At 66.5% G+C, this 26088-nt stretch carries 26 protein-coding genes; 12 read left to right on the plus strand and 14 right to left on the minus strand.

Features of this window, described 5'->3' with window-relative positions:
* The first annotated feature begins 145 nt into the window (after positions 1–145).
* Positions 146–796 carry a hemerythrin domain-containing protein gene (locus tag ACT89H_RS24235; protein WP_445110949.1) on the plus strand — a complete coding sequence of 217 codons (651 nt, stop codon included), beginning with the start codon at positions 146–148 and terminating at the stop codon, positions 794–796.
* Positions 797–907: 111 nt separating this feature from the next.
* Here ACT89H_RS24235 and ACT89H_RS24240 read toward each other — a convergent pair whose 3' ends face one another.
* Positions 908–4480, minus strand: coding sequence for an ATP-binding protein (locus ACT89H_RS24240; RefSeq protein ID WP_445110950.1), 3573 nt, complete (start codon positions 4478–4480; stop codon positions 908–910).
* Between the two features lie 207 nt (positions 4481–4687).
* Entirely contained in the window at positions 4688–5389 is a 702-nt protein-coding gene (locus tag ACT89H_RS24245) for a hypothetical protein (protein ID WP_445110951.1), read from the minus strand.
* A 308-nt stretch (positions 5390–5697) separates the two neighbouring features.
* Here ACT89H_RS24245 and ACT89H_RS24250 point away from each other — a divergent pair, with 308 nt between their 5' ends.
* Positions 5698–6945 carry an FAD-dependent monooxygenase gene (locus tag ACT89H_RS24250; RefSeq protein WP_445110952.1) on the plus strand — a complete coding sequence of 416 codons (1248 nt, stop codon included), beginning with the start codon at positions 5698–5700 and terminating at the stop codon, positions 6943–6945.
* 720 nt (positions 6946–7665) lie between these two features.
* Positions 7666–9237 carry an APC family permease gene (locus ACT89H_RS24255; protein WP_445110953.1) on the plus strand — a complete coding sequence of 524 codons (1572 nt, stop codon included), beginning with the start codon at positions 7666–7668 and terminating at the stop codon, positions 9235–9237.
* 330 nt (positions 9238–9567) lie between these two features.
* Here the strand turns inward: ACT89H_RS24255 and ACT89H_RS24260 are convergent, their stop codons facing one another.
* Both ACT89H_RS24260 and ACT89H_RS24265 read right to left on the minus strand, forming a co-directional pair.
* Positions 9568–11070 (minus strand): amidohydrolase family protein, encoded by a 1503-nt coding sequence (locus tag ACT89H_RS24260; RefSeq protein WP_445110954.1) that lies wholly within the window; start codon positions 11068–11070, stop codon positions 9568–9570.
* Between the two features lie 17 nt (positions 11071–11087).
* Positions 11088–11900, minus strand: a complete 813-nt coding sequence (locus ACT89H_RS24265; RefSeq protein ID WP_445110955.1) for an alpha/beta fold hydrolase — start codon at positions 11898–11900, stop codon at positions 11088–11090.
* A gap of 323 nt (positions 11901–12223) precedes the next feature.
* Between ACT89H_RS24265 and ACT89H_RS24270 the strand changes: the two genes are divergently transcribed.
* Both ACT89H_RS24270 and ACT89H_RS24275 read left to right on the plus strand, forming a co-directional pair.
* Positions 12224–13249 (plus strand): phosphotransferase enzyme family protein, encoded by a 1026-nt coding sequence (locus ACT89H_RS24270; RefSeq protein ID WP_445110956.1) that lies wholly within the window; start codon positions 12224–12226, stop codon positions 13247–13249.
* Positions 13250–13766: 517 nt separating this feature from the next.
* The gene (locus ACT89H_RS24275; protein ID WP_445110957.1) at positions 13767–15434 is read left to right on the plus strand and encodes an amidohydrolase; all 1668 of its coding nucleotides are present in this window, start codon (positions 13767–13769) and stop codon (positions 15432–15434) included.
* Positions 15435–15471: 37 nt separating this feature from the next.
* On the opposite strand, the gene ACT89H_RS24280 is transcribed toward ACT89H_RS24275, so the two are convergent.
* Complete coding sequence (locus ACT89H_RS24280) at positions 15472–15756, minus strand: hypothetical protein (RefSeq protein ID WP_445110958.1); 285 nt, start codon at positions 15754–15756, stop codon at positions 15472–15474.
* Positions 15757–16149: 393 nt separating this feature from the next.
* Here ACT89H_RS24280 and ACT89H_RS24285 point away from each other — a divergent pair, with 393 nt between their 5' ends.
* Both ACT89H_RS24285 and ACT89H_RS24290 read left to right on the plus strand, forming a co-directional pair.
* Positions 16150–16536, plus strand: coding sequence for a DUF4189 domain-containing protein (locus tag ACT89H_RS24285; protein ID WP_445110959.1), 387 nt, complete (start codon positions 16150–16152; stop codon positions 16534–16536).
* 101 nt (positions 16537–16637) lie between these two features.
* Positions 16638–17009, plus strand: a complete 372-nt coding sequence (locus ACT89H_RS24290) for a hypothetical protein (protein WP_445110960.1) — start codon at positions 16638–16640, stop codon at positions 17007–17009.
* A gap of 172 nt (positions 17010–17181) precedes the next feature.
* Here the strand turns inward: ACT89H_RS24290 and ACT89H_RS24295 are convergent, their stop codons facing one another.
* From ACT89H_RS24295 to ACT89H_RS24305, 3 genes are all read right to left on the minus strand, one after another.
* On the minus strand, positions 17182–17427 hold the full coding sequence (locus ACT89H_RS24295; protein ID WP_445110961.1) for a helix-turn-helix domain-containing protein: 246 nt from the start codon (positions 17425–17427) through the stop codon (positions 17182–17184).
* Positions 17424–17855 (minus strand): DUF6879 family protein, encoded by a 432-nt coding sequence (locus ACT89H_RS24300; protein WP_445110962.1) that lies wholly within the window; start codon positions 17853–17855, stop codon positions 17424–17426. Before ACT89H_RS24300 ends, ACT89H_RS24295 begins: the two co-directional genes overlap by 4 nt.
* 216 nt (positions 17856–18071) lie before the next feature.
* The gene (locus ACT89H_RS24305) at positions 18072–18713 is read right to left on the minus strand and encodes a class I SAM-dependent methyltransferase (protein WP_445110963.1); all 642 of its coding nucleotides are present in this window, start codon (positions 18711–18713) and stop codon (positions 18072–18074) included.
* A 208-nt stretch (positions 18714–18921) separates the two neighbouring features.
* Here ACT89H_RS24305 and ACT89H_RS24310 point away from each other — a divergent pair, with 208 nt between their 5' ends.
* From ACT89H_RS24310 to ACT89H_RS24320, 3 genes are all read left to right on the plus strand, one after another.
* Positions 18922–19305 (plus strand): hypothetical protein, encoded by a 384-nt coding sequence (locus ACT89H_RS24310; RefSeq protein WP_445110964.1) that lies wholly within the window; start codon positions 18922–18924, stop codon positions 19303–19305.
* Positions 19306–19358: 53 nt separating this feature from the next.
* Entirely contained in the window at positions 19359–19913 is a 555-nt protein-coding gene (locus ACT89H_RS24315) for a site-specific integrase (protein WP_445110965.1), read from the plus strand.
* Positions 19914–20181: 268 nt separating this feature from the next.
* Entirely contained in the window at positions 20182–20469 is a 288-nt protein-coding gene (locus ACT89H_RS24320; protein WP_445110966.1) for a hypothetical protein, read from the plus strand.
* 52 nt (positions 20470–20521) lie between these two features.
* Here the strand turns inward: ACT89H_RS24320 and ACT89H_RS24325 are convergent, their stop codons facing one another.
* The 3 genes from ACT89H_RS24325 to ACT89H_RS24335 form a co-directional block, all read right to left on the minus strand.
* Positions 20522–20683 carry a hypothetical protein gene (locus ACT89H_RS24325; RefSeq protein WP_445110967.1) on the minus strand — a complete coding sequence of 54 codons (162 nt, stop codon included), beginning with the start codon at positions 20681–20683 and terminating at the stop codon, positions 20522–20524.
* Positions 20684–21112: 429 nt separating this feature from the next.
* Positions 21113–21613 carry a hypothetical protein gene (locus tag ACT89H_RS24330; protein ID WP_445110968.1) on the minus strand — a complete coding sequence of 167 codons (501 nt, stop codon included), beginning with the start codon at positions 21611–21613 and terminating at the stop codon, positions 21113–21115.
* A gap of 184 nt (positions 21614–21797) precedes the next feature.
* Entirely contained in the window at positions 21798–21983 is a 186-nt protein-coding gene (locus ACT89H_RS24335) for a hypothetical protein (protein WP_445110969.1), read from the minus strand.
* Positions 21984–22515: 532 nt separating this feature from the next.
* Between ACT89H_RS24335 and ACT89H_RS24340 the strand changes: the two genes are divergently transcribed.
* Complete coding sequence (locus ACT89H_RS24340; RefSeq protein WP_445110970.1) at positions 22516–23034, plus strand: DUF6879 family protein; 519 nt, start codon at positions 22516–22518, stop codon at positions 23032–23034.
* Positions 23031–23867, plus strand: a complete 837-nt coding sequence (locus ACT89H_RS24345; RefSeq protein ID WP_445110971.1) for a helix-turn-helix domain-containing protein — start codon at positions 23031–23033, stop codon at positions 23865–23867. The genes ACT89H_RS24340 and ACT89H_RS24345 overlap by 4 nt, the downstream gene beginning before the upstream one ends.
* Before the next feature lie 52 nt (positions 23868–23919).
* Here ACT89H_RS24345 and ACT89H_RS24350 read toward each other — a convergent pair whose 3' ends face one another.
* The 3 genes from ACT89H_RS24350 to ACT89H_RS24360 form a co-directional block, all read right to left on the minus strand.
* Positions 23920–24291 carry a hypothetical protein gene (locus ACT89H_RS24350; RefSeq protein WP_445110972.1) on the minus strand — a complete coding sequence of 124 codons (372 nt, stop codon included), beginning with the start codon at positions 24289–24291 and terminating at the stop codon, positions 23920–23922.
* A gap of 107 nt (positions 24292–24398) precedes the next feature.
* Positions 24399–25019 carry a hypothetical protein gene (locus ACT89H_RS24355; protein ID WP_445110973.1) on the minus strand — a complete coding sequence of 207 codons (621 nt, stop codon included), beginning with the start codon at positions 25017–25019 and terminating at the stop codon, positions 24399–24401.
* A 1-nt stretch (position 25020) separates the two neighbouring features.
* Positions 25021–25548, minus strand: a complete 528-nt coding sequence (locus tag ACT89H_RS24360; protein ID WP_445110974.1) for a hypothetical protein — start codon at positions 25546–25548, stop codon at positions 25021–25023.
* Positions 25549–26088 lie beyond the last annotated feature (540 nt).

Raw genomic sequence — 26088 nt, forward strand, 5'->3', positions numbered from 1 at the left:
CGGAGAACCGGCACGTCGAGCATGGCCTGCACCGTGGGACGGCGGGGGGCCACGGACCGCCCCCCGCTCCGCAGTGCAATCCCGATATCGACTCCTTCAGTCACTCGTAAGTAGGGTGCAAGCCACCCCATGCACTGTGTCCGGTATGCCGACCCACACCACCGTGCCCGACCTGCTCGGTATGCGCTTGGCCCATCGCGCCATGCTCGCCGACACCGCCCGCCTCACCAGCATCACCGCCGACATCGCGGCCGAGCGCACCGCCTGCCCACCCACCCGTGCCGCAGCCGTCACCGAATACCTGCTGCTGCTCTGCGACAGCATCCACCATCACCACGACATCGAGGACACGGTGCTGTGGCCACTGCTGCGCGACACCGCCGACAGCACCGTCGACCTCCGTGAACTCGAAGACGACCACGCCCAGCTCGACCCGCTTCTGGACCGGCTGCGCGCCACCGCCCGCGCCTTCGCCCGTTCCGCGCCCGGCTCGGCAGCCGAACTCACCACCGGCCTCGGACACCTGCACGCGCTGCTCACCGAACACATCAGCGATGAGGAGGCGACGATCTTCCCGGTCATTACCACCCAGCTCGGCGCCGACCAATGGGGTCGAGTCGAAGCCGCCGCCCGCCGGGGCGCGACGATGAGTTTCGAACTGCCCCGCATGTTCGGGATGTGCACGCCGGAGGAATGGGAACGTGTCAGCGCCGAAGGTGGGCTGGTACTGAAACTCATGCTGCGCTGGTTCGGGCGGGTCCATCGCCGCCGCGAACGGCTCATCAACGGGGAGTGACCGCGCGACATTTCTCGAATTCGACGCGGGTCTTCGATGCTGATCAGCCGTTGCGGCCGAGCAGTTCGATGACGAGGGATTCCAGACGCCGCGAACCGGCGTCGTCGCCGATCAATCCGGAAGTTCGTTCAGCTGAGCGGTGATGCGAGCGGACAGCGCGGCGGCGTGGGCGCGGTGTTCTGCGGCCGCGGCCGGGTCGCCGAGCGCGTCGGCGAGTTCGGCGAGCACCGTGTCCATGGGGCCGTAGACCACCGAACCGGTATCCAGGCCCGCCATGGTGCCCGCGCGCGACAGCATGTCGCGGTAGCACTCGGTCATGGCTGCGGAATCGTTCAACCGGATTGCGGCCCGAGCGCGGAAAACCACCATGACCGACCAGTAGTGGTCCCGCTTGATCGGCGCGGCCCGAAGGAAGACCTCACGGGCCCTGTCGATCTCACCCGCATCCCACAGCGCCAGCACATACGGGAACACCATGGCCTCGGGCGCGACCGCATACACCAGGGACATCGGCTCCACCAGCGCCGACAGGTCCCCGCGCGCCCAACCCACCACCATGTCGGAAACGATCAACAGTTCGGCGCCGTTCGCGGTGCCGGAGGCGACCATCGCCGCACTGCATTCGGCGTAGATGCGCTCGGCGGCGGCCAGATCGCCACGCAGGACCGACAGCACCGCCGAGAACGTCGACAGCACGGTCAGCATCTGGCGCAGTTGCCCACCGGTCGCGCACTCCAATCCCCGTTCGGCCTCCGCGCGCGCCGTCACCAGATCATTGGCGCTGGACGCGATCAGACAACCGAGGAAATGCGCGACCGCCTGGAACTCCACCAGCCCCGCCGCCGTGGACACCGTGAGCAACTCGGCCGCCAACGAAGCGCGCTCCACCCACAGATCCGGTCCCAAGGCCAGGAAGGCCCGAGCATTCACCGCGGCACAGAGCAATTCGGCATCACCGAACTCCCGCGCCAGCGCCACCGCCTCCGCCGACGCCGCGAAAGCCAGCGGATCGTCGTCGCCTTCCACCTCGAAAACCAGCGTCACCAGCAATCGCACCCGATCCGCCACCGCCAACGGACGATCCAGCGCGAACCGCAACGCACCGATCATGCGCTCATCCGGCAACCGCTTGTCCCGCGTCGCCCAGATCAGGGGTGCGCGCCAGCACCCGAGTGCGAACGCGACCGGGTCCGCCGCGGCACTGGAACTCCAAGCGCGCTGGGGAGGGCCGGACGGGGCTGCCAACTGTTCGGCGAGATCGAGGGCCTGCGCTCGCACCAGGCGGGCGGCGGCGTCGTTTCCGCCGTAAGCGAGAGCGGCGACGCGGGCGCAGCGGGCTTCCAGGATGGCGATGCCGGTATCGCGATCGGTGCCGTCGTCCGGGTGACCGGCCAGGCTGTGCAGGTCCAGTACGGCGCGCCAGAGCGGTTCGGATTCGGCGAACGCGCGGCGCGCGGTGCGGTGCCGGGCCGCCGCGAGCACATGCGCGAGCGCCTGTTCGGCAGTGCCCGCGGACGCGCCGATGAGGGCGTGGTGGGCCAGGACGTCCAGGTCGGGTGCGGGTGCGCGCTCGGCCACCGCGAGAGCCGTCCAATGCATGCGGGCGCGGCGTAGCACGGGTATTCCGTCGTACACGGCGTCACGAGTCAAGGCATGTCCGAAGCGGATTCGCCCATCGGTTCCGTCGAGCCGCAGCAGCCCCGCGACCACGGCCGTATCGACCAGATCGATCAGCGTCTCCTCGCTCTCACCCGCCAGTCGCAGCAGCGAATCGATATCCGCCTCGTCACCCCAGACCGACAGCAGCCGCAGCAGTCGCGCCGCCTCGGCGGGCAATCGGGCGATCCGGCGGTGCAGCACATCCCGCACTCCCGCCGGCACCGCCAGCAGATTGCCCTCCACCGCAGCGAGTTTCGCCAACTCGGCCACGAAAAGCGGATTACCCCCCGTCCGCTCACGCACCAATTCCACAGTGCCGTCGTCGATTCCGGTGACACCGGCCGTCACCAGCAACATCCGCACCGCCGCCGCGTCCAACCCGCCGAGTTCCAACCGTCCCGCCGTCACCGCCGCCAGCGCCGCCGACGTGGCCCGCACCTCGTCCCCTGCCTCCGACCCGCGCAGCGTCACCGCGAACAACACCGGCTCCGCCGCCGTCCACGCCACCACCTGCCGCAGAATCTGCAAGGTCGCCCCATCCGCCCGATGAGCGTCCTCCAGCACAACCAGCAGCGGCCCCACCCCCACACACCGCCGCGCCACGGCCCGCGCCAACTCGAATGGGGTGGAATCCCCCTCTGCCCCGGGCGAAATCCGCAGCGCCGCGGTGCGCACCGCGGCTGACGTATCCGCCACAGCCTTCGACATCCGCGGCGGTTCGGTCCCGACCGCCGTGGGCGAACCTGCTTCCGCCTCCGGCGTCCGTCCTGAAGCCACCGCCGCCGTCGACACGGCCGCCTCGGCGACCGGCGGCACCCACGCGGCTCCGGACTCCTCCGCTCGCGACTTCTCGAACGAACCATCGGATTGCGCTGCGACAGTGCCCAATTCCGCGTGCGCCTGCCGCCAGGCCCATGCCGCGGGCGCGCCGTCCACCTCCGGGCATCGACCGGTGACCACGTTCCAGCCGAGCCCGGTCAACTCCGCGGCAACTGCTGCGACCAGCGTCGATTTCCCGGCACCGGCTTCACCCTCGATCCACACCAGTCGCGCCCGCCCCGCCGACGCCTCCCGCGCCGCTGTCAGCAGTGCGGCTCGCTGCTCGGTGTAGCCGACGACCTGCGGCATCGTGCGCAGCGGTGCCGAATCCGGTCGAGGCGCAGACGAATCGAGATGCCTGGTAGTCGAATCGGTGCCGTCAGCTTCGAGATGGTCACCGATCCGGGGAATCTCGGCCGACTGCCGGGCCGATCCGACGTCGGGCGCGAAGGTCAAGGCCGGGTCGTGGGTGAGGATGGCGGATTCCAGATCGCGCAGGGGCGGACTGGATTCGACGCCGAATTCGGTGGCGAGGTGGTTGCGGACGCGGCGGAGGGTGGCGAGAGCTTCGAGGGGGCGGCCCAGGCGGTAAAGGGCCAGCGCCAGCAGGCGGGCGGCGGTTTCGCGTTCGGGATGGTCGTCGACGAGGCGGTGCAGCGTGGTGGCGGCCTCGGCGGGACGGTCCAGGCGCAGGGCGGCGTCGGCGCACTGTTCCATCGCGGTCCAGCGCAGATCGGTGAGGCGGGCGATTTCCGGTGCGGCCCAGTCTGCGTCGGCGTAGGCGGCCAGGGCGGGGCCGCGCCAAAGGGATAGCGCGGTGCCCAGGGATCGGTAGCGGATCGAGAGATCGGATCGGGTGGCGGCGGTGGCGAGCAGACGCTCGAAATGCCACGCGTCCACGGCGGTGGGTTCAGCACGCAGGGCGTAGCCGGGGGCTTGGGATACCACCACGCGGGCGGGGGCGCGGGGCGGGCGGTGGGGTTCGAGGGCGCGGCGGAGGTAGGAGATATGGGCTTGCAGGGCGCCGGAGGCTTTGGGCGGCGGTTCCCCCTGCCACAGATCCTCGATCAACCGATCGGCCGACACCACCGCGCCGGCGGCCACGACCAGCCGCGCCAGCACCGCGCCCTGCATGGGCCCGCGCAAGGCCGCCGGGCGGCCATCCACCGTCACACGCAGAGCGCCGAGTACGTCCACAGTCACCACGGGGGGTACATCGCCTGCGACAACCGGTTCGGTAACTCCACGGCCGGATCGCATTGCTCCAGCCTAAGTCCCGACCGGGCGCGACACCCACCGATCCGGGGCAGCTACCCTCGGCGGACAGCGCGACCGACGGACCGGTGACCGCATCGCACGTGGCCAAAGCTGAAACGACGCGGACCGGGTCCGATGCACCGTGGTCAGCGACGTTCACTCACGCAGGGCGCGCACTCCGGCCGCGGCGAGGACCAGGCCCACCACGACCGTGCCGGGAATGATCCACAGGCCCTCCGCACCGGGCAGACCTTGCGCCGCGGCCATGGCCAAGACCGCGAGGACGATCAGGGCTCCGGCGGCCCGGCCCATGCGCGGACGCGGCGCGATCAGGGCGCAGACCGCGATCGACAACGCCCCCAACAGGAAGGCGGCGGCGAGCGGACCGGTCACCGGCAGCGCGGCGTCCTCGATTCGATGCTGCGCGTCGTGCGACAACTGCGGGGCCACGTAGATTTCGTGGTACGCGCCGATCGGAATGGCCAGGATCAGACCGAGATACAGCAGGACCCCGGCAGCGGTAGCGACCTTCGCGATCCCGCCGCGCTCGTTCGACGGCGGGCCGGCGACACCCGATCCGACGCGTTCCGGCACACCGCGGTCGGCGGTTGACGCTCGCTGGTCGGCGGTGCCGGTCCAACTCGAGGTCACCACCCCGAGCCCGGCCGCCAGCAGCACCGCACCGACGGTGAAGGTCATGTGGGCAGCCGCCCAGGTGCTCGCCAGTTCGGCGGCTTCGGAATGTTCCAACGGGTGCAGCGCATTGCCCACCGCGAACAGCACACCCCCGGCGATCAGCGCGTAGGCCCGCCACCGGATGTCTCGATCGGCCGCGAGCAGTACTTCAGTCCTAGTCATGGAACGCACTCTCCGGCACGGGCATTGACCACGACTTGCCACCGACTTGCGAACCCGGTGACGATCGACAGCAAGGGCTGGGCACACTCTCGTGTCCGAACCGATCAGATATCGGCCGCACCGATGAATTCTGTGTGGGTCCGTCGTCGATACCTCTGGATACACCGACAATGGTGGGCCTGCGCGGGGCCGTTCCAGCGCAGGAAAACACACGGAGGAACTGGGATGCGGAAGTCGACCCTGGGCTTTTACGAGCCGCTCGACGGCGAAAGCGCTGACGCGGGCAAAGGAATTCGGGACGTGATCATGTGCGTCGACGCCCCGAGCAGGAGCAAGACGGTTCGGACGAGTGCGCGGGTGGCGCGATGAGCGGTATGCGGGTTTTGGTGGCGGGGGCGAGCATCGCGGGGCCCGCGTTGGCCCACTGGCTGCGCCGGCGGGGGGCCGAGGTGACCGTGGTGGAGCGGGCCCCCGAGCTGCGTCCGGGTGGGCAGGCGGTGGACGCGCGCGGGGTGGCCAAAGAGGTCATCCGGCGCATGGGGCTGGACGCGGCGGTGCGCGCGGCCCGCACCGAGACCGCCGGCGCATACACCGTGGACGCGGACGGGAACGTGCTGGAGACCTACCGCGCGGACGACAACGGCGGCGACGGGTACATCTCGGAGATCGAGATCCTGCGCGGAGACCTGTCCCGAGTGCTGTACGACGACACCCGCGACGGTGTGGAGTACATCTTCGGCGACCGGATCGCCGAGCTCACCCAGGACGCCGACGGGGTCGACGTGGCCTTCGCGGGCGGCGACCGGCGGCACTTCGATCTGGTGGTCGGGGCGGACGGGCTGCACTCGGCGCTGCGGGCGATGGTCTTCGGGCCACGGGAACGGTTCGTCCGCCATCTCGGGCTCGTGCTGGCCTTCTACAGTGTGCCCAATGAGTTCGGACTGGACCGCTGGCTGATCGACTACCAGGAGTCCGGGCGCTCCGCCGGCCTGCGGCCCATCCAGGACGCCGGCCGGGCGATTGCCATGTTCTCCTTCCCCGCTGCCGACCTCGAAGTCGACTACCGCGACGTCGCGGCCCAGAAGCGCCTGCTGCGTGAGCGGATGGCCGGCCTGGGCTGGTTGACCCCGCGCATCCTCGCGCACCTGGACGACACCCCGGACTTCTACCTCGACCAGGTCGCCCAGGTGGTGATGGACCGCTGGTCGAACGGGCGGGTGGGGCTGCTGGGGGACGCGGCGTTCAGCTCGTCACCGATGTCCGGGCAGGGCACCGGGCTGGCGCTGGTCGGCGCCTACCTACTGGCCGGGGAGCTGGCTGCCGCCGGGTGGGACCCGGACGCCGGTTTCGCCGGCTACGAGCGGCGGATGCGCTCGTTCGTCGAAGCCAACCAGGAGATCGGCCGGTTGCATGTGCGCAGCCGCGACGTCCCCGGCCCGGACGCCGAGCCGAGCACCGATTTCGACAGCGAATGGTTCACCGATCTGATCGACCGTGCGATCAACGGCGTCGAACTGCCCGACTACACAGGGGTGCCGGACTCCGGGGCCTCGTAGAACTGGACCGCAGTGCGGAGATAGACCCCGGCGACTTCGTCCACCTTGTCGGGTCAGTCGATCCGCGTACGCGCTGCGCAGCGGCGAGCATCGGAAGGTCCGCGGCGATCACCCGGGTGTGGTTGCGGTCGAAAGACTACTGCCGCATTGTCGTCTGGGGATCCTGGGCCGGCTCCGAGTGACGTGGACGGATGGGTAGCGAGCGGCGAGCCGTCGATCGCGAGTGGCCGGTGCGGCCCTACTGGTTGTGCGAATGCGGCCAAGTAGTCGTCGGTCCACAGCTGGTGGCTGTTGTCGTCCCCCGCACCTCGATCGATGCGGAGCGATCCCGCTCGGCCCCGACGTTACGCGGTAGTTACCGTTGAACACTCGAGGTAAATTCTTTACGAAAACGTTCACAAATCTGTCGGTCAGTACGGATTATGTATGGCGTGCCAACCATCCTGAATGCGGTGTCGCAGACACGCACGAACACCCGATCACCCTGCGGCGCATCCCGCGCCGACCACGAGGGGCCGCAGCCGTAGCACCCGCGCGGCAACCGAACTCGAACGTTCCCCTCCCCTCCCCTCTCCCTTCTCGAGCTCCGTCGGCCACGCAATCCGCAGCCGACGCGGCAGATCCACCACGGCGTCCCTCCCCGCCGTCAGCACATCCACCGGCCACGAAAGCGCGTCCGCACGTCGTGACGTTCCCGGTCGGCAGAGAAAGGCCCCACCCATGGGAAGCACTCCTATTCCGGCGTCGCCGGAACACACGAAACTGTCGACCGATTCGCTCGGCGTCGGCGGCGTCGTGTTCCTCGTTCTGGCCGCCGTCGCGCCGTTGACCGGCATCATCGTCATCGCCACCCTGGGTATCGCGCTGGGGAACGGCGGTGGGATGCCCGCGGCATTCATCATCACCACCGGGGTCCTGCTGCTGTTCGCCGTGGGATACGCGCAGATGTCGAAGAAGGTCGTGAGCGCGGGCGGCTTCTACACCGTCGTGGTGAAAGGCCTCGGGCGCCCCGCCGGTATCGTGGCCGGCTTCATCGCGATGGTCGGCTACAACTGCTTCGTGGCCGGCGCCGTCGGGACGGCCGGATTCTTCACCGCCACGATCGTCGGCGACCTGACCGGACTGAAACTGTCGTGGATGGTCTGGTCCGCGATCGGCGTGGTGATGATCTTCCTGTTCGCGCGCCGGGGAATCGGATTCAGCGCGACGCTGCTCGGGATCTGCCTCGTCCTCGAGGTCAGCATCCTGCTCCTGCTCGATATCCGGATCCTGCTGAGCACCGGCTACTCGCTGGCATCCTTCACGCCCGGCATCGTCGGCTCGGGTTCGCTCGGCATCGCCCTGCTGTTCGCGGCCAACACTTTCGTCGGGTTCGAGGCGACCGGGCTGTTCAGCGAAGAGGCGCGAGACCCGCACCGGACCATTCCCCGCGCGACCTACATCGCCATCACGTTCATCGGCATCTTCGCCGCCGTCACCACCTGGGCGATCGTCAGCGCACTGGGCGTCGCCTCGGCGAAGGACGCCGCGGTGGAACATCTCTCGACCGGTGACCTGGTCTTCACGTTATCCGAGCAGTATCTGGGGAGCTTCCTGACCAAGGTGATGATGGTCCTGCTGCTCGTCTCCTTGTTCGCCGCGCTCCTGGCCCTGCACAACTCCGCCGCGCGCTACATCTACTCGCACGGCCGGGTCGGACTGCTTCCCGGCCTGCTCGCCCGCACCCGCCGGGTGAACGGCTGCCCCCAGAACGCGAGCTTGGCCCAGCTCGCCTTCGCGATCGTCGTCGCCTTCGTCTACTACCTGCTCGGCCTGGACCCGATCGCGGCCCTGACCGCGTCGATGACGGGCTTCGGCACGCTGGCCATCCTGACCCTGCAGGCGCTCGCCGCGGTGGCGATCACCGTGTACTTCGTGCGGGCGCGCGACCCGCGGCTGTTCCGGGCCATCCTCGCACCCGCGGCGGGCTTCCTGGGCCTGGCCGCCATCGTCGGCCTGGCGGTGAGCAATTTCGAGATTCTCGCGGGCTCGGAGAATCCCGTTATCGGGATGCTGCCCGTGCTCCTGATCGTCTGCGTCATCGGTGGGCTGGTGACCGCCCAGTGGCTGCGGATGCGCCGCCCGCACATCTACGACAACCTGCACGGGAACCTGGAGATGATCGGGCAGCCCCCGAGCGCGTCCGAATCCCCGGTCAGCGAATCCCCCGTCAGCGAATCCCCGGTCAGCGAGCCGCCCGTGACCGAGCCTCCCGTGGCCGAGACCGGCAAAGCGGCCGCCGAGCCGCGGTAACCGGGACACCGCCGGACACCCCCGGCTCGCGGAAACACAGCCGCACCCGCTGAGCGCCGTCGATTCCGTCGAATCGACGGCGCCGTCCGGCTGCCGCCCGCTCACCCCGTGCGTGCTCGCCGGTTTGCCGCTCTCCCCGTAGCCGCGGGATCCGGCACGACCGCGGTGACCTCGGCTGCGCCGCCCACAGCACCTAAACACACGTCGATTCGGCCACCTGCGCGGATTGCCGGTGAACATGAAACGAGGCACCTGCCCGCCGGCTGCCATCCGCTATGCGGACAGCACCCGGGGGCAGGTGCCTCTTTCGGTTGGTTACAGCCGTACCGTTCAGCCTGCGGCAGCGGCCGCCGCGCCGATGACGGACGCGAACTGCTTGCTCGCCTCCCAGTAGTGTCTGCCGAGTTCCTCTTCGTCGACGAACGTCAGTTGACCACCGTCGATCAGCACCCGACCGTCGACGACCACGGTGTCGATGTCGTTGCTGCCGCCGTTGCTGAGGAACACCGACAGCGGGCGACTGCTGCCGAGGTATCGCCAGTCGCGGGCGGGAACGATCGAGAAGTCGGCCCGGTAGCCGGGCGCGAGGGTACCGATCTCGTCATCCCACCCCAGTGACCGCGCTCCCGCCCGAGTTGCCATACCCAGCACGGAGATCGGGGTCACCAGCGCGCCGTCGGCGGCCGCCTCGTTGTACGACAGCCAGGCCGCGCGCATCGCTTCGGGCATTCCGCCGCGGGCCAGATCATCGGCATCGGTACTCAGCCCGACCGCGGCCCCGCCCCGGAGCAGGTCGACGATCTGCTTGGACGTGGTGATCACGCCCTCGCCGGTGGTTCCGTAGCGGTTCGGCGCATGGGTGAGGTGCACGCCCGCCGCGATGAAGCGGGTGAGCTCCTCCTGCGAGAGGAAGGCCGTGTGGGCGGCGATCAGCTGCGGGCCGATCAGCCCGGCCTTCTCGAAGCGAGCAGCGCTCCGGACGCCGAACACCGTTTCGCTGAACGCTTCCTCGTTCGCCACGCCCGAGAGGTGCGCGCCCACCGGGGTGCCGTGCCGGGCACTCAAGTCGGCCGCGCCCTGGAGAAGTTCGTCACTGGCCAGCAGCGACCAGAACACGTTGGGCATCGCCCGCACCCGATCGGAGGGCGCGGCATTCGCCAGATCCATCGCCTCGGCGAGCTCGGCCAGTCGGGCATCGGTGTCCTGCACCCGCACGAAGGTGCCGTCGACGGACGTACCGTCGATCATCATCTGCGAGATGACCGCGCGGATGCCGGTCGCCTGTGCCGCTCCCAGCAAGGTCTCGGCCGAACCGAAGGATCCGAGGTCGCCGACCGTGGTCGTGCCCGACCGCAACTGCCAGACCAGGCTCTGCACCGCCGCGATCGCGGCGACCGGTTCCGGCAGCGCGGCGGCGACCTGCGCCAACCCACCGAACTCCGCGAGCAGGGCTTTGACGTCGCCGCCGTGCGCCCAGGTGGACGGCGGATCGAAGCGGTCGTCGACACCGTGGCAGTCGGTCAGCGCGCGCAGGATCGAAATGGTGTGCCAGTGATTGTTCACCAGGCCCGGCATCACGAAGCAGTCCCTGGCGTCGATCCGGCGGATCCGGGTCTCGGCGGGCAGCCCCAGATTCTGCTCGGCGGTGTCGGCCTCCGAGCGGCTGCCGACCACTTCGATCCGCCCCTCTCGGGCGAGCAGTGAGGCGTCGGTCAGGACGGGACGGTCGGGATCACCGGTGTAGATCGTCGCTCCGTCCACCCGCAGGATGGTGTCGCGTTCGGGCAGCCGCAGCAGCGAGAACGGGTCGAAGTCGTTAATTGTTCTCTCCATCACTTGTCAGCTACTTGTCAGCGGCCCAGCTGAGCGGACCACTCGCGGACCACGGCGGCGATGGCCGCCGGGTCGGAGAGATGGCCCGAGTGCTCGACATGCGGCACATCGATCAGGGTGGCGTCGGGAACCACGCCGACGACCGCTTCGGTGGACTCCCGCAGATGCGGCGCGCTCTGTCCGCCCCGGATTCCGAGCAGCGGGGCCGAGATCGCGGCGAACCGCTCGACACCCAGCGGCATGCTGTCGATGGTCCGCAGCTCGGGGAGCCAAGACGGCACAATGCCGAGCATCCCCTGCCAAGCGGGGGTGACGCGGAATTCCGCGAGCTGTTCGGGAGTGCCGCCGACGAAGTTCAGGAAGCCGAAGGCCAGTGCTTCGTCGATGTCGCCCTCGTCGATCAGCCGGGCGTACTCGTCCTTCCGGGCGGCAACCGGACCGGTCAGCGGCAGCGGCGGTTCATACACGATCACCCCGCGCAAGCCGGCCGCGGCCAGTGCGACGTGCAGCGACACGGCGGCGCCGTAGGAATGGCCGAACAGGATCGCCGGTTCACCCACGGCCGCCAGCACGGCCTGGTAGTCCTCGACAGCGCGATCGAGGGAGTAGCCGTCGCCGATCGGGTCCGACAGTGGCCGGCCGCGCGGGTCGACGATAACGAGAGCGAACTCCGAGGCCAGCTCGTGGGCCAAGGGCTCGAACTCCTCGCCGTCGCTCAACGACCCCGGAACGACGACCAGCGGCCGGCCGGACCCGATGGTGCGGTAGCCGATCCGGGTGCCGTCCGCGCTGGTGACGTGGTCGATCGTGAAGTTCGGATGATCGGGCAACGGTGCCTCCTGAAAACAACGAGCGGTCTGCTCATCTCACGGCTTCTTTCGTGAGCGAGCCGTGCCGATCCGCGCGCCGCCGCTGCCGACTCTGGCGGACGGCATCGAGGCGCTCGGTGGCAGGAGGAGAAGTTCTCGAACTCCCTCCGGAAGGCTGCTCGATTCGCTAATATCCCACAGACTGAACTATTCGTAAGCAATTTAGACACGTAGTTCACAGAAACGAAACAGTAGGAATATTTGCTGAAACCCGCGGCCTCTACCGTCGAAACGGCCACCCCCTCACCGGGTGTGCATGTTGGTCCGGCCCATGATTCCGAAGGATGAACGCAGTGCTCACGGAAGAGAACTCGCACGACGTCGCGAAGCTCGCCCTCCCTCATTTCGACTTCGACCACCGAGCGCCGCTCGCATTCGTCAAACTCCGCGAGAACTGCGTCTTCCGGGTCGACGACCCGTCCGGCCCGATCGCACTGCGACTGCATCGCCCCGGGTACCGCTCGCTCGAGGAGATCGCGGCGGAATCCCGATTCATCGCCGCGTTGGCCGACGAGGGCCTGCCGGTGGTCGAACTGGTACGCACCCCCGCCGGTGCCCACACCGTCCTGATCGAGCACAACGGATTGCAGGTCGTCGTCGACGCTCAGCGCTGGGTGTCGGCCGCCCAGCCGCTGGGCAGCTCGGAAGCGGCGTTCGCCGGCACCAGCCCACTGACCGAGGCCGATTTCGAACAGATGGGCGCCCTCGCGGCCCGGATGCACGCCGCGTCCCAGCGGCTGTCGACCTCCGGCGACTTCCCGCGCAGCCCGTGGGATGCCGAGGGGATGATCGGCGCGGACGCGCTCTGGGGCGACCCGCTGGCGGCGCCGGGACTGTCCGAGGAGGATCGCGAAACGCTCGGGCAGGCCCGCGAAGCGATGCTGGAGACCCTGCGCGACTACGGCACCTCGCCGACGGTGTACGGGCTGATCCACGCCGACTTCACCCCGGAGAACCTGCTGACGTCCGAGGATGGGCTCGTCATCATCGACTTCGACGACTTCGGCGCGGGCTGGTTCCTGTTCGACCTGGCCACCGCACTGTTCTTTTACCTCGCCGACCAGCGGTACGAGGCGTTCAGGGCCGCCTTGCTGCGCGGCTACCGGGCGCATCGGCCGTTGGATCGCGCCGAGGAGGATCTGCTCGAGCTGTTCATCACCGCCCGCGGATTCACTTACCTGGGCTGGGCCGCGACCCGGCCCGAGACCGAGACCGCGGCCTTCATCGCCGAGGAGATCGCACCGATCGTCGTCCGGCGTGCGGCGGCGATCGCGCGCCGGACCGTTCCGGCCGCCCCCGCGCTGGACTGAGCCGCGCGGCCCGGGGGGTGCGGTCGATCATGATCGGTGACCGGCACGAGGGGACAGCGGCGACCACCGGGGCCGCGCCCCGGTTCTCCTACACCCACTTCACTCCGCGTCGGCACGAGCTGCCGTACGGCTCGAAACATGCTGCCCCTCCCGCGCTCGGTTCCACGGCTTCGTCACGGATGTCACCGACGCAGCCACGCATGCGCTGGAGATCGGCAGTACCGCGCAGTCGGTGCACCGCACGCCCCGCGGCAGCGCACGCGGGACACAGCATCCGGGCGCGGCGGCTGGAGCGGAGCTCCGGCCGGCACACCGACGCGCCGGCACCATCGGGGCCGTGCACGGCTTCGCCGATCCGGCGCACTTCAGTCGGGCCTTCCAGGCCGGGTTCGGCGTCCCCCCGGTGCTGTCCGGCTGCCGCGCCTGACGACCGCGGCCCGCACTCGCTGCTGACAGACCCGTCCATACCGAAAGCCGCCACCGACCGGTGGCGGCGCACAGCGAAAGGACACTGTTCATGACGGACAATCGCACCGCCGAGTTGATCATCACCGGCGCCCGGCTGTGGACCCAGGATCCCGACCGGCCCTGGGCGGAGGCGGCCGCCGTGCGCGACGGACGGTTCCTCGCCGTCGGCGACCACGCCGACATCATCGCACTCGCGGGAGACGACACCGAGATCCACGATCTGCACGGGGCATTCGCCGTGCCCGGGCTCAGCGACGGCCACATCCACCTCGGATTGGGTGGCACCCAGACGATCGAGCTTCCGCTGCTGCCCTCGGACGATCTCGACACGATCTTCGCCAAGGTCGAAGCGTGGGGACGGGAACTCGACGACGACGAGTGGATCGTCGGCGGCATCGTCGGCAGTACCGTGATGGATCGGATCATCACCTCCGCCGAGTACCGCGCGCGCCTGGACGAGGCCGCGGGCGGACGGCCGGTGATGCTGCGCGACGACACCATGCACAACCGCTGGGTGAACTCCGCCGTCTTCCGGATCCTCGGCGTCGACGACACCTCCCCCGACCCCGAGGGCGGCCAGTTCGTTCGCGACGGCGACGGACGCCTGACCGGCGTGCTGTACGAGATGGCCTCCACGCTCGGCGAGGCGGCATTCGCGGCCTCGCTGGACGACCCCGCGGCGCGCAAGCGGACCGCGCTGCGCGCCGCGCAGCAGACGCTGTTCGCGCTGGGCATCACCTCGGTCCAGGAAGCGGCGACGATGGCCGACCTCTGGCAGGCGATGGTGGATCTCGATCAGGCGGGCGAACTGCATCTGAAGATCGTCGCGTCCACTCCGGTGCGTCCCTTCCTCGAAGAGGGCGCCACCGGGGACGAGCTCATCGAGGCCGTCTCCGGGTACGAGAGCGACCGGGTCCGGCACACTTTCGTCAAGGTCATCATGGACGGTGTCCCGATGACCCGCACCGCGTCCATGCTGACCCCGTACATCTGTAATCACAGCCACGACGATCCGGACTTCCGGGGCGAGCCGTACTGGACCGACGAGGATCTCGAGCAGCAGGTCGCCGCACTGTACGAGCGCGGCCTGAACGGCAAGTTCCATGCGACCGGTGACGCCGCGATCCGGCAGGTGCTCGACGCGGCCGAGAAGGCCCGCGCTCAGCGCGGCGACGGCCCCATTCTGCAGGTCGCCCACGTCGTCTATCCCGATCCCGCCGACATTCCCCGCTTCGCCGAGCTGAACGTCGTCGCCGACGTTTCACCCCACCTGTGGTACCCGAACGTGATGATCGAGTCGATGAGGGCCCAGGTACCCGCACCCATCATCGAGGCGAGTTCGCCACTGCGAACCCTCCTCGAGACCGGAGCGCTGGTCGCCGCCGGATCGGACTGGCCGTGCGCGAGCCCCTCGCCGAACCCCTGGCCGGGCCTGGAAGCGATGGTCACCAGGCGCAATCCCGATCCGGCCATCGAAGGCGTGCTCGGCGAAAGCGAAGCGGTGTCCGTCGAGCAGGCGCTGACCGCGTTCACCACGGCTCCGGCCCAGGCCATGGGACTCGGGGACGTCACCGGCCGGATCAAGGCAGGGTTCTCCGCCGACATCGCCGTCCTCGACCGCGATCTGTTCGCCACCCCGCCGAACCGGCTGCACGAGACGGCAGTTCTGCGCACCTACGCATTCGGCCGCGTTGTATACGACGCCACCGTTCGATAGCGCTGGCAGTGCGGCCCACTCGCCGGCCGCACCTCCGTCAGGATGTGGGGATGGAGCGGATGCGTCTGCTCATCGACGGCTTGCCCATCGTCGTCGCGAGGATCGGCATCGACGAGGTGACCATCGAGCGAATCACCGAGGCAGCAGGGGTTTCCGGGGAAACTTCTACCCCTACTTCACCGACTGACGCGACGAGGTGACCGGCGGGGCCTACGCCCAGGTCGGGCACTGAATTGTTGCCGACGGCACCCGGTTCGCCGCGAACAGAATCACCGTGGCGGACCGGGTCAGCGCCTGGGCCGAGACGTTCCTGCAGCTCCATCCTTCGATCGCCGAGCGGCCACGCCCGATAGAACGCGGACTCGCATCAGCAGCGCTGCGGTGCAAGGTGATCCGCCAAGGCGCGGCGGGCCGAGTCGGGTCTATATGCGGTGTCGGTGGCGGGAAGTTTCCGCTGTTTTGCGTTTTCACCTCTGGAGAATCGATCCGCGGATGGCGATGTGCAGCCGCGGGATGCCCAAGGCCACGCAATTTTCGGGCAGACGCTCATCGATTTGACGGCGGTTCCGGCGCAAGGCAATCAGCCGTCGCGATTTGGCGTACAGCGCGAAATCAGCGATGATCTCCTGTCCGAGTCGATTTCAGTGCTCGGGTTCTAGTGGGAGAAGTTCATATGTCACTGTCGCGCAAGGCTGTCTTCGGTATGGTCGCCTCGATGGCGGCCATACTGATACCTGTCGGTGCGGGCGTTGCTTCGGCTGAGCCGGGACCGGATGGCCGGTACTACGGTTCGCTCGGAGCGGAAGTCGTCGGAGATTACATCCACGCGGTGTGGGCTGTCGACTATCCCAGTTGGGAACAAGCCGACGCGTCGGTGTTACAGCATTGCACCACCGCGAAATGCCGTATTCACGTGCGATTCGTCGACGGATGCGGGGCCATCGCCTATCGCAGTGGCGCGCTGGTCGGCCGGGCCGCGGCGACACGAGCGGAAGCCGAGCGGTCCGCGCTCGACGCGTTCGGCCCGCCGGTGTCGTCGCTCAGCGCCGCCCCGAAGCAGGCCCAGATCCTCCAGGTGGCGTGCACCAATAACGCGGGCTGAGCACGGCTCGGGGATGCCGGGCCCATTCGCCGGGGCATCCCCAGAGTGCGGCTCCGGTCCCGTCGTTTCCGAAGGTTTCGATGTTCGCTTCATATGTTGTCTTGCTCGCGATCAGCGGCATCGTGCTGATCACGCTTTCCCTGATCGCCCGCGAGCTGCCCACGCGCCACCGCGTTTTGAACGGCGTGGCCGGCGGTGTATTTCTCGGCTATGCCGGATATCTCACGTTCGGCTTCCACGGCGGAACGTACCGAATGTTCTGGGCGGCATTCATTCTGCCCGTCACCATGCTCGTGAATTTCGTCCGGACGATCGACCTGAGCGAGGTAGAGGGATCGCCGCAACGTGTCCGGCGTATGCCACCGCCGGAACCGCAACCTCAACGGACGCAGGCGACCCGGGCGCGGCGGGCCGCCCGTCGAGAAGCCGAGCTCGCCGCGATGCGAGCCAAGCATGCCGGCCACCCGGAATGAGACGGCAGCAGGCACAGCTCGGGCGGGGCTTGCCTTTCACTCTCGGCACGGTGAATATGTGGCGCGACCTGGAAAGCGCCCCCGGTCCCACGGTCGAGGCGCTCCGCTATCGACGGGAGTCATTGCGATACAGCATGTTTCGCGTGCCTTAGCCGTTCGATGTCGGACCACTCTACCCGCCCGGTAGGTATCGCGGAACGCCTACCCGCTGCGGGCCTCCAGCGCCAATGCGATGAGCGCGCGGGCGGCGTCGCCGTAGACGGCGTGGCTGCATCTGCTTGCCGTGCTCGATGCGGGATGTCTTAGACCAGTGCCACCCGGCGGCGGTGGACAATTGCCGTCCGTCCAGCCCAGCATCTTTGCGCAGTTCTCGGAGCCGCGCCCCGAGAGCTACTTTCGCCCGCGCTGCCCCGCTCATCGGTTCGCATACTCCTCGAACGGAATTGCCGCCGACCACACCCGGTCACGGATCGCGACCGCGTGCGCGTGCGCGACGATCACGGGTTCGTCGGTCAGTGCCGCCCCAACCCAGAACCCGCGCGCATCGAACAGGGAGAACGCCACCGCCCGCTCATCGAACAACCAGAAATCCTCGGTGGCCGAGTCGGACGGATCGGCGTCCCGCCGTACCAGATAGCGGATGTCCTCACCGGCCGCGACATTGTGGCGGCTCAGCGCGAGCAGATACTTCTTCCGCTCGGCCGGCCATGCAGACCGCAAAGCCGCCCGCACCGTCTGGTACCCGACATTGCACTTACGCTGCAGATCCCGGCCCGACACCCCGGCCCGCGAGTCTCGCCGGATGGCGGCATACAGCTCCACCTTGGACTGACGCGGCGGCGGCAACGACGGCTCCTACGAGACAGGTTCCGGCCCCTCGGACAGAGCACACAGAACGTTGCGGCGCAACCTACCACCATCACGGCCAGGTGACGTCGAAATTCGTCTGTACCAACATCTTCGGATCACCAGCGATGTTCAGTGGCCAGGCCGATGGTGCCGGCGATCAACAGCAGGATGTTACCCAGCACCCAGCAGGTAGACGGCCGGAATACCCGCTTCTCACATGCCTGGGCTGTTCGGCTTCTGCCAGACCAGAAGGTAACGCCAGAACAGGAGTCGTCGCACCCGCACGCCAGGCAGTACCGCGGCGGCCTGGTGCGCGACCTCTCGGGTGGTCAGCGGCGGATCCATGACGACGGGCATGATCGAGCCGGTGGAGTCCTTCGCGAACCCGCCTTTGCTTCCCAACAACCTTCTCGACAGGAACACCACACCAAGCAGGCGGGAACCAACTGCCGCGACGATCTCAACAGGCAGTTCCCGGCGCAGGTCCGGTCGAGGCAGAGCAATGGCAGCAAGGACCCCGCCAGGCCGCAGCGCAGCCGCGAGTACCGCCAGTGCATCCTGCAACGGCATGTGGTGCAGTGCAGTGATCGAGAAGACCGCGTCGTAATCCTTGCCCGGCAGCGAGTCGGTCAGCACATCAGCGAGAACGCAGTTCACGTTGTTGGGGGTGCGGCGCTTCGCCTCCTCGATCATCTCCGCGGAGCGATCGACGGCGTCGACCTGTTCAGCCCGTTGGGCAAGTCGAGCCGCGAACGCTCCGGCACCACAGCCGACATCCAGCACCCGTCGGCAGTGCTGCGGCATCCGGCGGAGCAGCAGCCGGTGGTAATAGGCGTTGTGATCCCAATCGAGCACAGCCGTACCCTACCCGGCAACGCCGCTCGCACCGTCTGGCACCCGCCTCGGACGGAGCACACAAAACGTTGCGGCGCAACCTTTCACCATCCCGACCATGTGACGTCAAAATTCGCCTGTACCAACAGCTTCATATCACCAGTGACGTTCAGATCCACCTGTAAGTGATGTCGTAGATGACCTGTAGAACCAGCTATGCGATCTTGCAGTGAGATTTGAGGCCGAAACCTACCTGTACGAGAGCGTAGTAGTACTTTCCGCGCGCGCACAGGTTCCCGGCAGCCAGGCTGGCAGTATTCGAGTCAGCCGTTTCGATGACGAAGCAGCGCGAGTGGAGACGGGCTGGTGCTTCAACCTCGTGATCGACTATGTCTTCGAGGGCGAAAGCCGTCCCGTTCCCGCGCTCGAGGTGGTAGAAGCAATCTGCTCTGGTCGCGCATCGGAGAGCTGCCTGCTCGACGCTGACGGCGAGTGGATAGGCGTCCTCTCCGAAGCCTGGACCAGCGCAGGTTCGCGATGGACGTCCGGTACTGCTGTTTCGGCCGAACAGCGGGTGACACGGCGATTTCCTAGCTGGATCGACCCGAACTGAGAGCGAAGCAGTCGGGAGCCGGGGCCACGGCCGATGCCGAGCTCGCATCGGCCGTGGCCTCACTTCGCCTCGGTCAGCACGCGGTACAACAGGAGAAGGCAAGGGGCCTGATCCGTCAGGAGTGGACCAAGACCGATGCCGGATACCGGTCCATCGCACTGCCGAAGTTCGCTGTGGACGCACTCATGCGCCGCAAGCTCGATGCGACGCCGAACAAGCTCGATCTGGTGTTCCCGAACCGGAACGGCGACATCTACGACCCGCACAACTTCCGGCGCACCTGGCGCGAAGCGCGCGGGACCAACTTCGCTTGGGTCACGCCGAAGACGTCCCGCAAGTCGGTCGCGACATTGATTGCGAATGAGCACAGCGCAGCGGGACCAGCAAGCCAACTGGGCCATGCAGACGATGGCGCGACGGCCGTAAGCACTACATCGACAAGCCACACGAAGCGCCGGACTTCACGGCCATTCTGGACCGACACGCAAGCTAAACCGTGTCGTTTCCGTGTCATCGGGCCTGATTACGGCCCGCAAACATCTGAGATTCCGCTGGTAGATGGAGCCGCCTGGGGGAATCGAACCCCCGACCTTTTCATTACGAGATAGCCGAGTAGCGTCCTCGAACGTCATTCGCCGTACCTCCCCGTAACGCTTCTGCCCAGGTGAGAGCGGCTTTTCGTATCCGAACGTCATTCGTCGTCATACGACATTCGGTGTCACACTGCGTGACACACTCCTACGTCCACACCGCCCGTCGTCGGCGCGAAGGTCACAACTTGCCACGGAGTCCATCGTCACCTGTTCGGACCAGCGCCTGACCTCTCTTACGTTGCTGTCGCACGCCACCAAGGCGACACCGACGAAGGAGACCACGATGACTACGCCCGCCGCGAAGAAGACCACCACGAAGCCCGCCGAGACCCTGTCAACCAAGCAGGTCGCCGAAGCGCTGGGCACCGACCCGAAGACGCTGCGGGTGTTCCTGCGTGCTTCGGATGACTACGAAGCCGTGGGTGCCGGTTCGCGATACAGCTTCACCGCCAAGGACGTTGGCCCGATGAAAACCCGCTTCGCCAAGTGGCTCAAGGACCGCGAAGCCGCGAAGGCTGCCAAGGCGGAAGCCGCCAAGCAGACTGAGGAACCCACACCCGACACCGAGTAGCCCGACGAACCTCTCAGCCCTGGCCATGTGCCGGGGCTTTGTGGTGGACGCGCTACTCGACTATCTGCCACTCACCGAACGGTGGGCGCTCATGCGAGATGACACGAACCGGCGCGTCGGGATTGTCAATGTCGAAGATGACCTTCTCGACCAAGAACTTGTGCTCGCCCTCCTCCAGCCAGTACCCCGCGCCCCGCTCAAGATCGGACTGCATGATGCTCAGCGTCTCGTGACCACGTCCGACCTCCTGATAGATTTCCTCGGTTGAGTGAACTTGCCGGTAGTTGCACCAACCCTCGTTGTCCGTGCGTTCCCAGACGTGGCTACCAGGCCGAACAGTCACGGCCCACCTCCTTGTTTCGGCTGGGCAACATCGTAGCGACGACCACCGACACCAACACTCGCCCTGAGCATGTCCGTACTGTCCTGACTAATCGTCACCATGCGGGATCACTCGAGCGAACACGTGTCGGTCTCTCTGGAGACGAATCAGGGACGGATACGGTAGGGCATCACGTCGTGCGTCGCGCATCACTGATCACCGGCAGGTCAAGCGCGATCTCATGCCCACACCTGCACCTGAAACGGCGAGAGCCGCCCAGCATCGAAACTAGGCGGCTCTGTTCGCATGGGGTGTGGTGGGTCAACGTCCCCCGGATCGGTTACGGGCGCGTTCGGTGGTGGTGACACAGTCCTGAACCTGCGTGCCGAAGTCATCACCGGCGCTGGCGTTCAACACCTTTCGGCCATCCGGCAGGGTGGTCCGTCGCCGGGCATCACCCGACAGCGAATACACCGATCCGCGCTGAGTGACCCATACGTCGGCGCTGGATACCTTCGTCGTGCCCTGCATGATGTTCGCACCGACGTACACGAGTCCACCCGGGGCACTGACCGCGAACGTATCGGCCAGCGTGTTCGACGGGTCCGAGAACGCAGCTGAGATCGTCGCCACCACACCAGAGGGGGCCGGTTGGCATCCGGTCGGGATGGGCGCATTGGCGAGCGTGGTGGTCGGCCGAGGGGCCGGTGTGGTGACAGCGGGCCGTTGCGTCCCGGTCGGGAGTTGGGTCGTCGTCGTGGTGGGTGCGGCGCATCCGGTCAACGCGATGGCGAATGCGGCAAGCACAGGTCGGCGGATCATGGTCTCCTCTTGTTCGTTACGGGACGCTCCGGCCACGCCGAGCGGGATCTGACCGGCGGAAGTTCGAGCGTGGTTTCGGCAGGTGTGGAGAGATATTCGAAGCTGTGCCGTCCGGGAGGGTGCCGACGACGGCCCAGCATGAAGCCGAGTACAAATGCCGCGACTACGGCGACGCTGAAGACGATCACGACCATAGCCGCTCACAAGGCAGAGGCGGCAGGTCTTCGTGGACTTCATCGTCTATCAGCACGGGAACGCCGAGCCATTCCCCTACGTCCTTCGCGTACAGAATCGCCGCTTGCCTCGCTGCGCAGAAGTCGAACACCAGAGACCCGAACACGATGCGCACGTGGCACTGATTGTCTTGCACGCCAGAACCTTTCGGCGAACGATTGGTTCCGAGCCGGGTGAACGACAGACGTCAAGCTCACCCGACCCGTTGCAGTCGAACCTAAGAACCTGAGCGCGCAAACCTGAACGAGTTTGTTAGAGTTTGCGCGATCAGATGGTTTTTGTTGACTGGTTGCACCTGGAATCCGACGATTTATGGGTGTGCGCAAACAGGCGCAACGCTCCAACGGGAGGCATACCCATGCTCTTAAGGTTCCTCGGCAAGAACACGAACCACGGTGGCAGTCCAACCCTGTTCCTCACGGACAGACGGACTTACGTCGTGCAAGGTTGGAAGGTGCCCGGACACGATGACCAAGTGGAGATTCCACACCCGCTACTCGCGTTCCTTGAGCGTGGCACGTGCCTGGGCTCCCTTCTGCACGACACCGGACACGGGACCTTCATCCTCAGCGGGCAGCTAGTCACCGACGCCGATGCGCTCGCCCAGATGAACACCCCTGACCACGAGACCAGCGTAGAAGTTCCCATCGCACAGGAGATCCGACCCGATGCAATTCCTTCAAGGTGAGGAAATCGACAACCTCCTCCGCGCCTGCGAGCACAGCGCCTACCACCTGGAACTGCAAGACTCGTACAGCACACCGGAGGAAGCCGAGCCGTTCCGTAAGTTCCTCGACGGCGAGCCGGACGATTACGCATGGTGTGACGAGTGGGACGGCTTGATTCACGAAGTCACGAGCACTGGGCGTCTCGTGCGCCGTGCCCGCGTCGTCACTGAACCACACACTGACTATGTGCGGTGGTCCATGGTCGTGGCGAACCGCAATATTGCTGCGGGCGAAGAAATCCGGTATCTGCCCCGCCGCCAGATCGACCCAACCGAGCTGACCACTGATGACTTCTGGCTCCTCGACGACCGAGCGCTTGCGTTCACCGTCTTCGAGCCGTCAGGGCGGTATGCCGGCTGGGCGATCACCCACGACCCGGTGATTGTCGAACATGCGCGAGCAGCGTGGAATCGGGTGTGGGACAAAGCCGTCCCCCACGCTGAATACGTCAAGGCGTGACTACTACCGCGAAAGAGGCCCGCGAGGCGTTCGGTGAGCGCCTGCGCAACCTCCGCAAGGACGCTGGGCTGACCGGCAGGCGACTCTCCGAGCTTGCCGGTTGGCACAGTTCCAAGGTCTCGCGAATCGAGTACGGAAAGCAGTCGCCGACCGACGCAGACCTTCGGGCTTGGTGCATCCACACCCGCACCGACGACCAGTTACCCGACCTCGTAGCCAACCTGCGCAATGTCGAAGCCTCATATCTCGAATGGCGACGAATGCGTTTGCCACACAGGCAGAAGCAATCCGTAACTACCGAGGCCAAGACCAACCTCATGCGGTGGTATGAGCCTGTCGTGGTGCCGGGCCTGTTGCAGACCCCGCCCTACGCTGAGGCGATTCTTCGCATGGTGCTCGACTTCTACGACGAGCCGGAGAGCGACATCGAATCCAGCCTTGGCGCACGTCTCGAACGTCAACAGGTCCTGTACCGAGGCAACCACCGCTTCTACTTCATCCTCGCGGAACAGGTTCTCCACACCCGCGTTGGCACCGCGGATTTGATGCTAGAGCAGATGGACCGATTGCTCACAGCGATGTCTCTGCCTCGTGTTGTGCTGGGCATCCTGCCGACAGGTGCCGACTACCGGACGCCGGTAAACAACTTCATCATGTTCGACTCCCGCATGGTGCAGGTCGAGACCATCTCCGCCGAGCTGACCATCACTCAGCCCAGCGAGATTGCGTTGTACGAGAGGGCATTTCACCGGCTTAAGGATCAAGCCGTCCACGGGCAGGATGCACGGGCCATGATCACCGCAGCTATGGCCGACCTGCGTTCTGATGACTGATCAGATGAGTGGTCCCACACCGCACGTTGGTCACGGTATGCGTGGACTGTGTTCAGCCGTCGTACTGCTCCAACGACCAGACACGCGAACCGAGTTGCGCGGCAGTCATTTGCGACACGTGCAACCCGGACGCTCGTAGCAGGCCCTCAAGACGCTCGTGACGCCTCCGCGCATGTTGCGCGATCATTCGATGCACATGACGATCACGAGACGTCAGAATGTCTACTGGCAACCCGTCGTCATCACGAGGTTTACGGGGACGACCCTCCGGCTTCGGTTGCCCGATATCTGCGCGTGCCTTGCGTATCGCGCTACGCGTGGCCCTAGAGTCCTTGAAGCCCAACGTATCTCGTATATCGTTCACACTCACTCCGCTTTCGCGCATGGCAAGGGCTTTCGCGCGGCGGTCGGCAATGACTTCCATATCTGTTCCTCCTATAGATACGGCGAAGCCCCGTGACGGTGGAATGGGGAGATTCCCGTCACGGGGCTATGGGCGGAGTGCCCGGGGGCACAAGCACTCCGGGTCTCTCAGTCGTCCGAAAGCGCCTCGTTCAGCATCCGGTCGCGCATCTCGATACCGAGTTGCTTCAGGTTGACCTTGGGCTCATTCAGCGAACGAAGCTCTTCCTTACGCTCGGCCGTGTGGAACACGTGAGAGCCAGCCTTGCCCCGGCTGGGCACGAATCCGCGCTTGCCTTCCTCCACCGCGAGTTGGATGTAGTCCTCCCCGCTCACGTACTGCTTCCGCCACCGCTCCGCGTCTTCAGGAACGGGCGCGTGGTGGGACTGCGGCGCTCCTGTCCGGGGATGGTTGTGCAGCCCTAGCCTGGCAGCCCTTGCCTTGATCTGGGATTGCTTATTGAGGTGTTCCTGTACGAGGGTGTGAAGGTCAGCGACCGCAACGACCAGGTTCGCGTACGCCTCGCGCAGCGGTTCGAAGTCAGTAGCCATGAACTCCTCGTAGTCCTCGGCCTTGAACTTGGCAACGGCGGCCGCGTGCTCGGCGGCTGCCTTCTCCTTGGCCTCGCGCTCGTCGGACAACTTCTGAAGCCCGGCCAGCTCATCGGCGGCCTGAGCCTCGGCATACTGCTTTGGGGTGACCTTCTCGCCCCCAATGACGCGGGCCTTCAGTTCTTCGAGTAGTGACATGTCAGTAACTCCCTTCGGGGACGTAGTGACCGGTGCCCTGCTGGGCCTGGTCGACGTTGTGCCGGGCGATGGTGGCCCGCTTCTGGTTCGCGTCCTGCTGTTCGAGCGCGGACGCGAGATCCGGCGACAACGGGATGAGCACCCGCTGAGTGATGGTGTCCTCGGTCAGCGCGTAGGCACCCTGCAAGTAGGTGACGACTTCCTGAGCCATCAACGGACGAACGCCCGTATCGGCCGCCTGAATAGCTTGCACGCCAATCCCTATTGCAGCGATGGCGTTGACAGCTGACGTCAGTTGGCCGTGAATGTTCGTCCACACCCGCCCGAAGGTTTGTTCCGCGAGCAGTCGTTCGTCGGTGGTGCCGGACACTGCGGTGATCGCGTCCCGCGCAGCCTGCACGGTGGCTTCGTCATCGCTCAGTGCAGCGTCGATCTGACTCCGAATACTGTCGTACTCCTCGGGAGCCTTCGCGGTAATCGCCTGCTGCATGAGCGCGGCGATATCTATTTCTGCCATTTCTTTCCCCATTCCTAGGTTCTTATTCTCGACTTAGTTCACGGACTCCTGACCCGCTTACGCGCCTTGCCATTGCGGCGATAGCGCTATCAGCGGATATCAGTCGATCCTTTGCCCACACCCGCTATCGCGGCATGTAGGCCATTCTTACCTCTGACGATTGAGCACTCGCGGCTTTATCTTTGACTCCTCTCGCGCCGTAGGGCACATCTCGTCATGCCATACCCAACGCACTTTGCCCGATGTCCGGTCCTTCATCGTGAGCACGGGCATCGAGCAGTCCTGGCACAATTCGTCCGGGTGAGCCACGAACTCATGCGGAACCCCTGGAATTCGATAGGTAACCTCTTCCGCGAGGCCAGCCATCCCGTCTACGCTTCCGTAGATATCGGGCCGATTGTCTCGAAATGCACGGTAGCCCATTGGCTTCCCTTTCCGGGTTTCCTCCGAATGACGCGGCGGTCATTTGCGCCATTGTCGGCATGATATGCAAAAAGATATTCGAATCCGAACCCGCGAGTTTTGCTCACTCGCACGTAGACGCGACACAGC

This window comes from Nocardia aegles, assembly GCF_052545135.1.

Coding starts and splice junctions, on each gene's coding strand:
- ACT89H_RS24235 (WP_445110949.1), top strand. CDS start 146: ATGCCGACCCACACCACCGTGCCCGACCTGCTCGGTATGCGCTTGGCC.
- ACT89H_RS24245 (WP_445110951.1), bottom strand. CDS start 5,389: ATGACTAGGACTGAAGTACTGCTCGCGGCCGATCGAGACATCCGGTGG.
- ACT89H_RS24255 (WP_445110953.1), top strand. CDS start 7,666: ATGGGAAGCACTCCTATTCCGGCGTCGCCGGAACACACGAAACTGTCG.
- ACT89H_RS24260 (WP_445110954.1), bottom strand. CDS start 11,070: ATGGAGAGAACAATTAACGACTTCGACCCGTTCTCGCTGCTGCGGCTG.
- ACT89H_RS24270 (WP_445110956.1), top strand. CDS start 12,224: ATGAACGCAGTGCTCACGGAAGAGAACTCGCACGACGTCGCGAAGCTC.
- ACT89H_RS24275 (WP_445110957.1), top strand. CDS start 13,767: ATGACGGACAATCGCACCGCCGAGTTGATCATCACCGGCGCCCGGCTG.
- ACT89H_RS24280 (WP_445110958.1), bottom strand. CDS start 15,756: ATGGAGCTGCAGGAACGTCTCGGCCCAGGCGCTGACCCGGTCCGCCAC.
- ACT89H_RS24285 (WP_445110959.1), top strand. CDS start 16,150: ATGGCGGCCATACTGATACCTGTCGGTGCGGGCGTTGCTTCGGCTGAG.
- ACT89H_RS24295 (WP_445110961.1), bottom strand. CDS start 17,427: ATGAGCGGGGCAGCGCGGGCGAAAGTAGCTCTCGGGGCGCGGCTCCGA.
- ACT89H_RS24320 (WP_445110966.1), top strand. CDS start 20,182: ATGACTACGCCCGCCGCGAAGAAGACCACCACGAAGCCCGCCGAGACC.
- ACT89H_RS24325 (WP_445110967.1), bottom strand. CDS start 20,683: ATGCAGTCCGATCTTGAGCGGGGCGCGGGGTACTGGCTGGAGGAGGGC.
- ACT89H_RS24330 (WP_445110968.1), bottom strand. CDS start 21,613: ATGATCCGCCGACCTGTGCTTGCCGCATTCGCCATCGCGTTGACCGGA.
- ACT89H_RS24340 (WP_445110970.1), top strand. CDS start 22,516: ATGCAATTCCTTCAAGGTGAGGAAATCGACAACCTCCTCCGCGCCTGC.
- ACT89H_RS24350 (WP_445110972.1), bottom strand. CDS start 24,291: ATGGAAGTCATTGCCGACCGCCGCGCGAAAGCCCTTGCCATGCGCGAA.
- ACT89H_RS24355 (WP_445110973.1), bottom strand. CDS start 25,019: ATGTCACTACTCGAAGAACTGAAGGCCCGCGTCATTGGGGGCGAGAAG.
- ACT89H_RS24360 (WP_445110974.1), bottom strand. CDS start 25,548: ATGGGGAAAGAAATGGCAGAAATAGATATCGCCGCGCTCATGCAGCAG.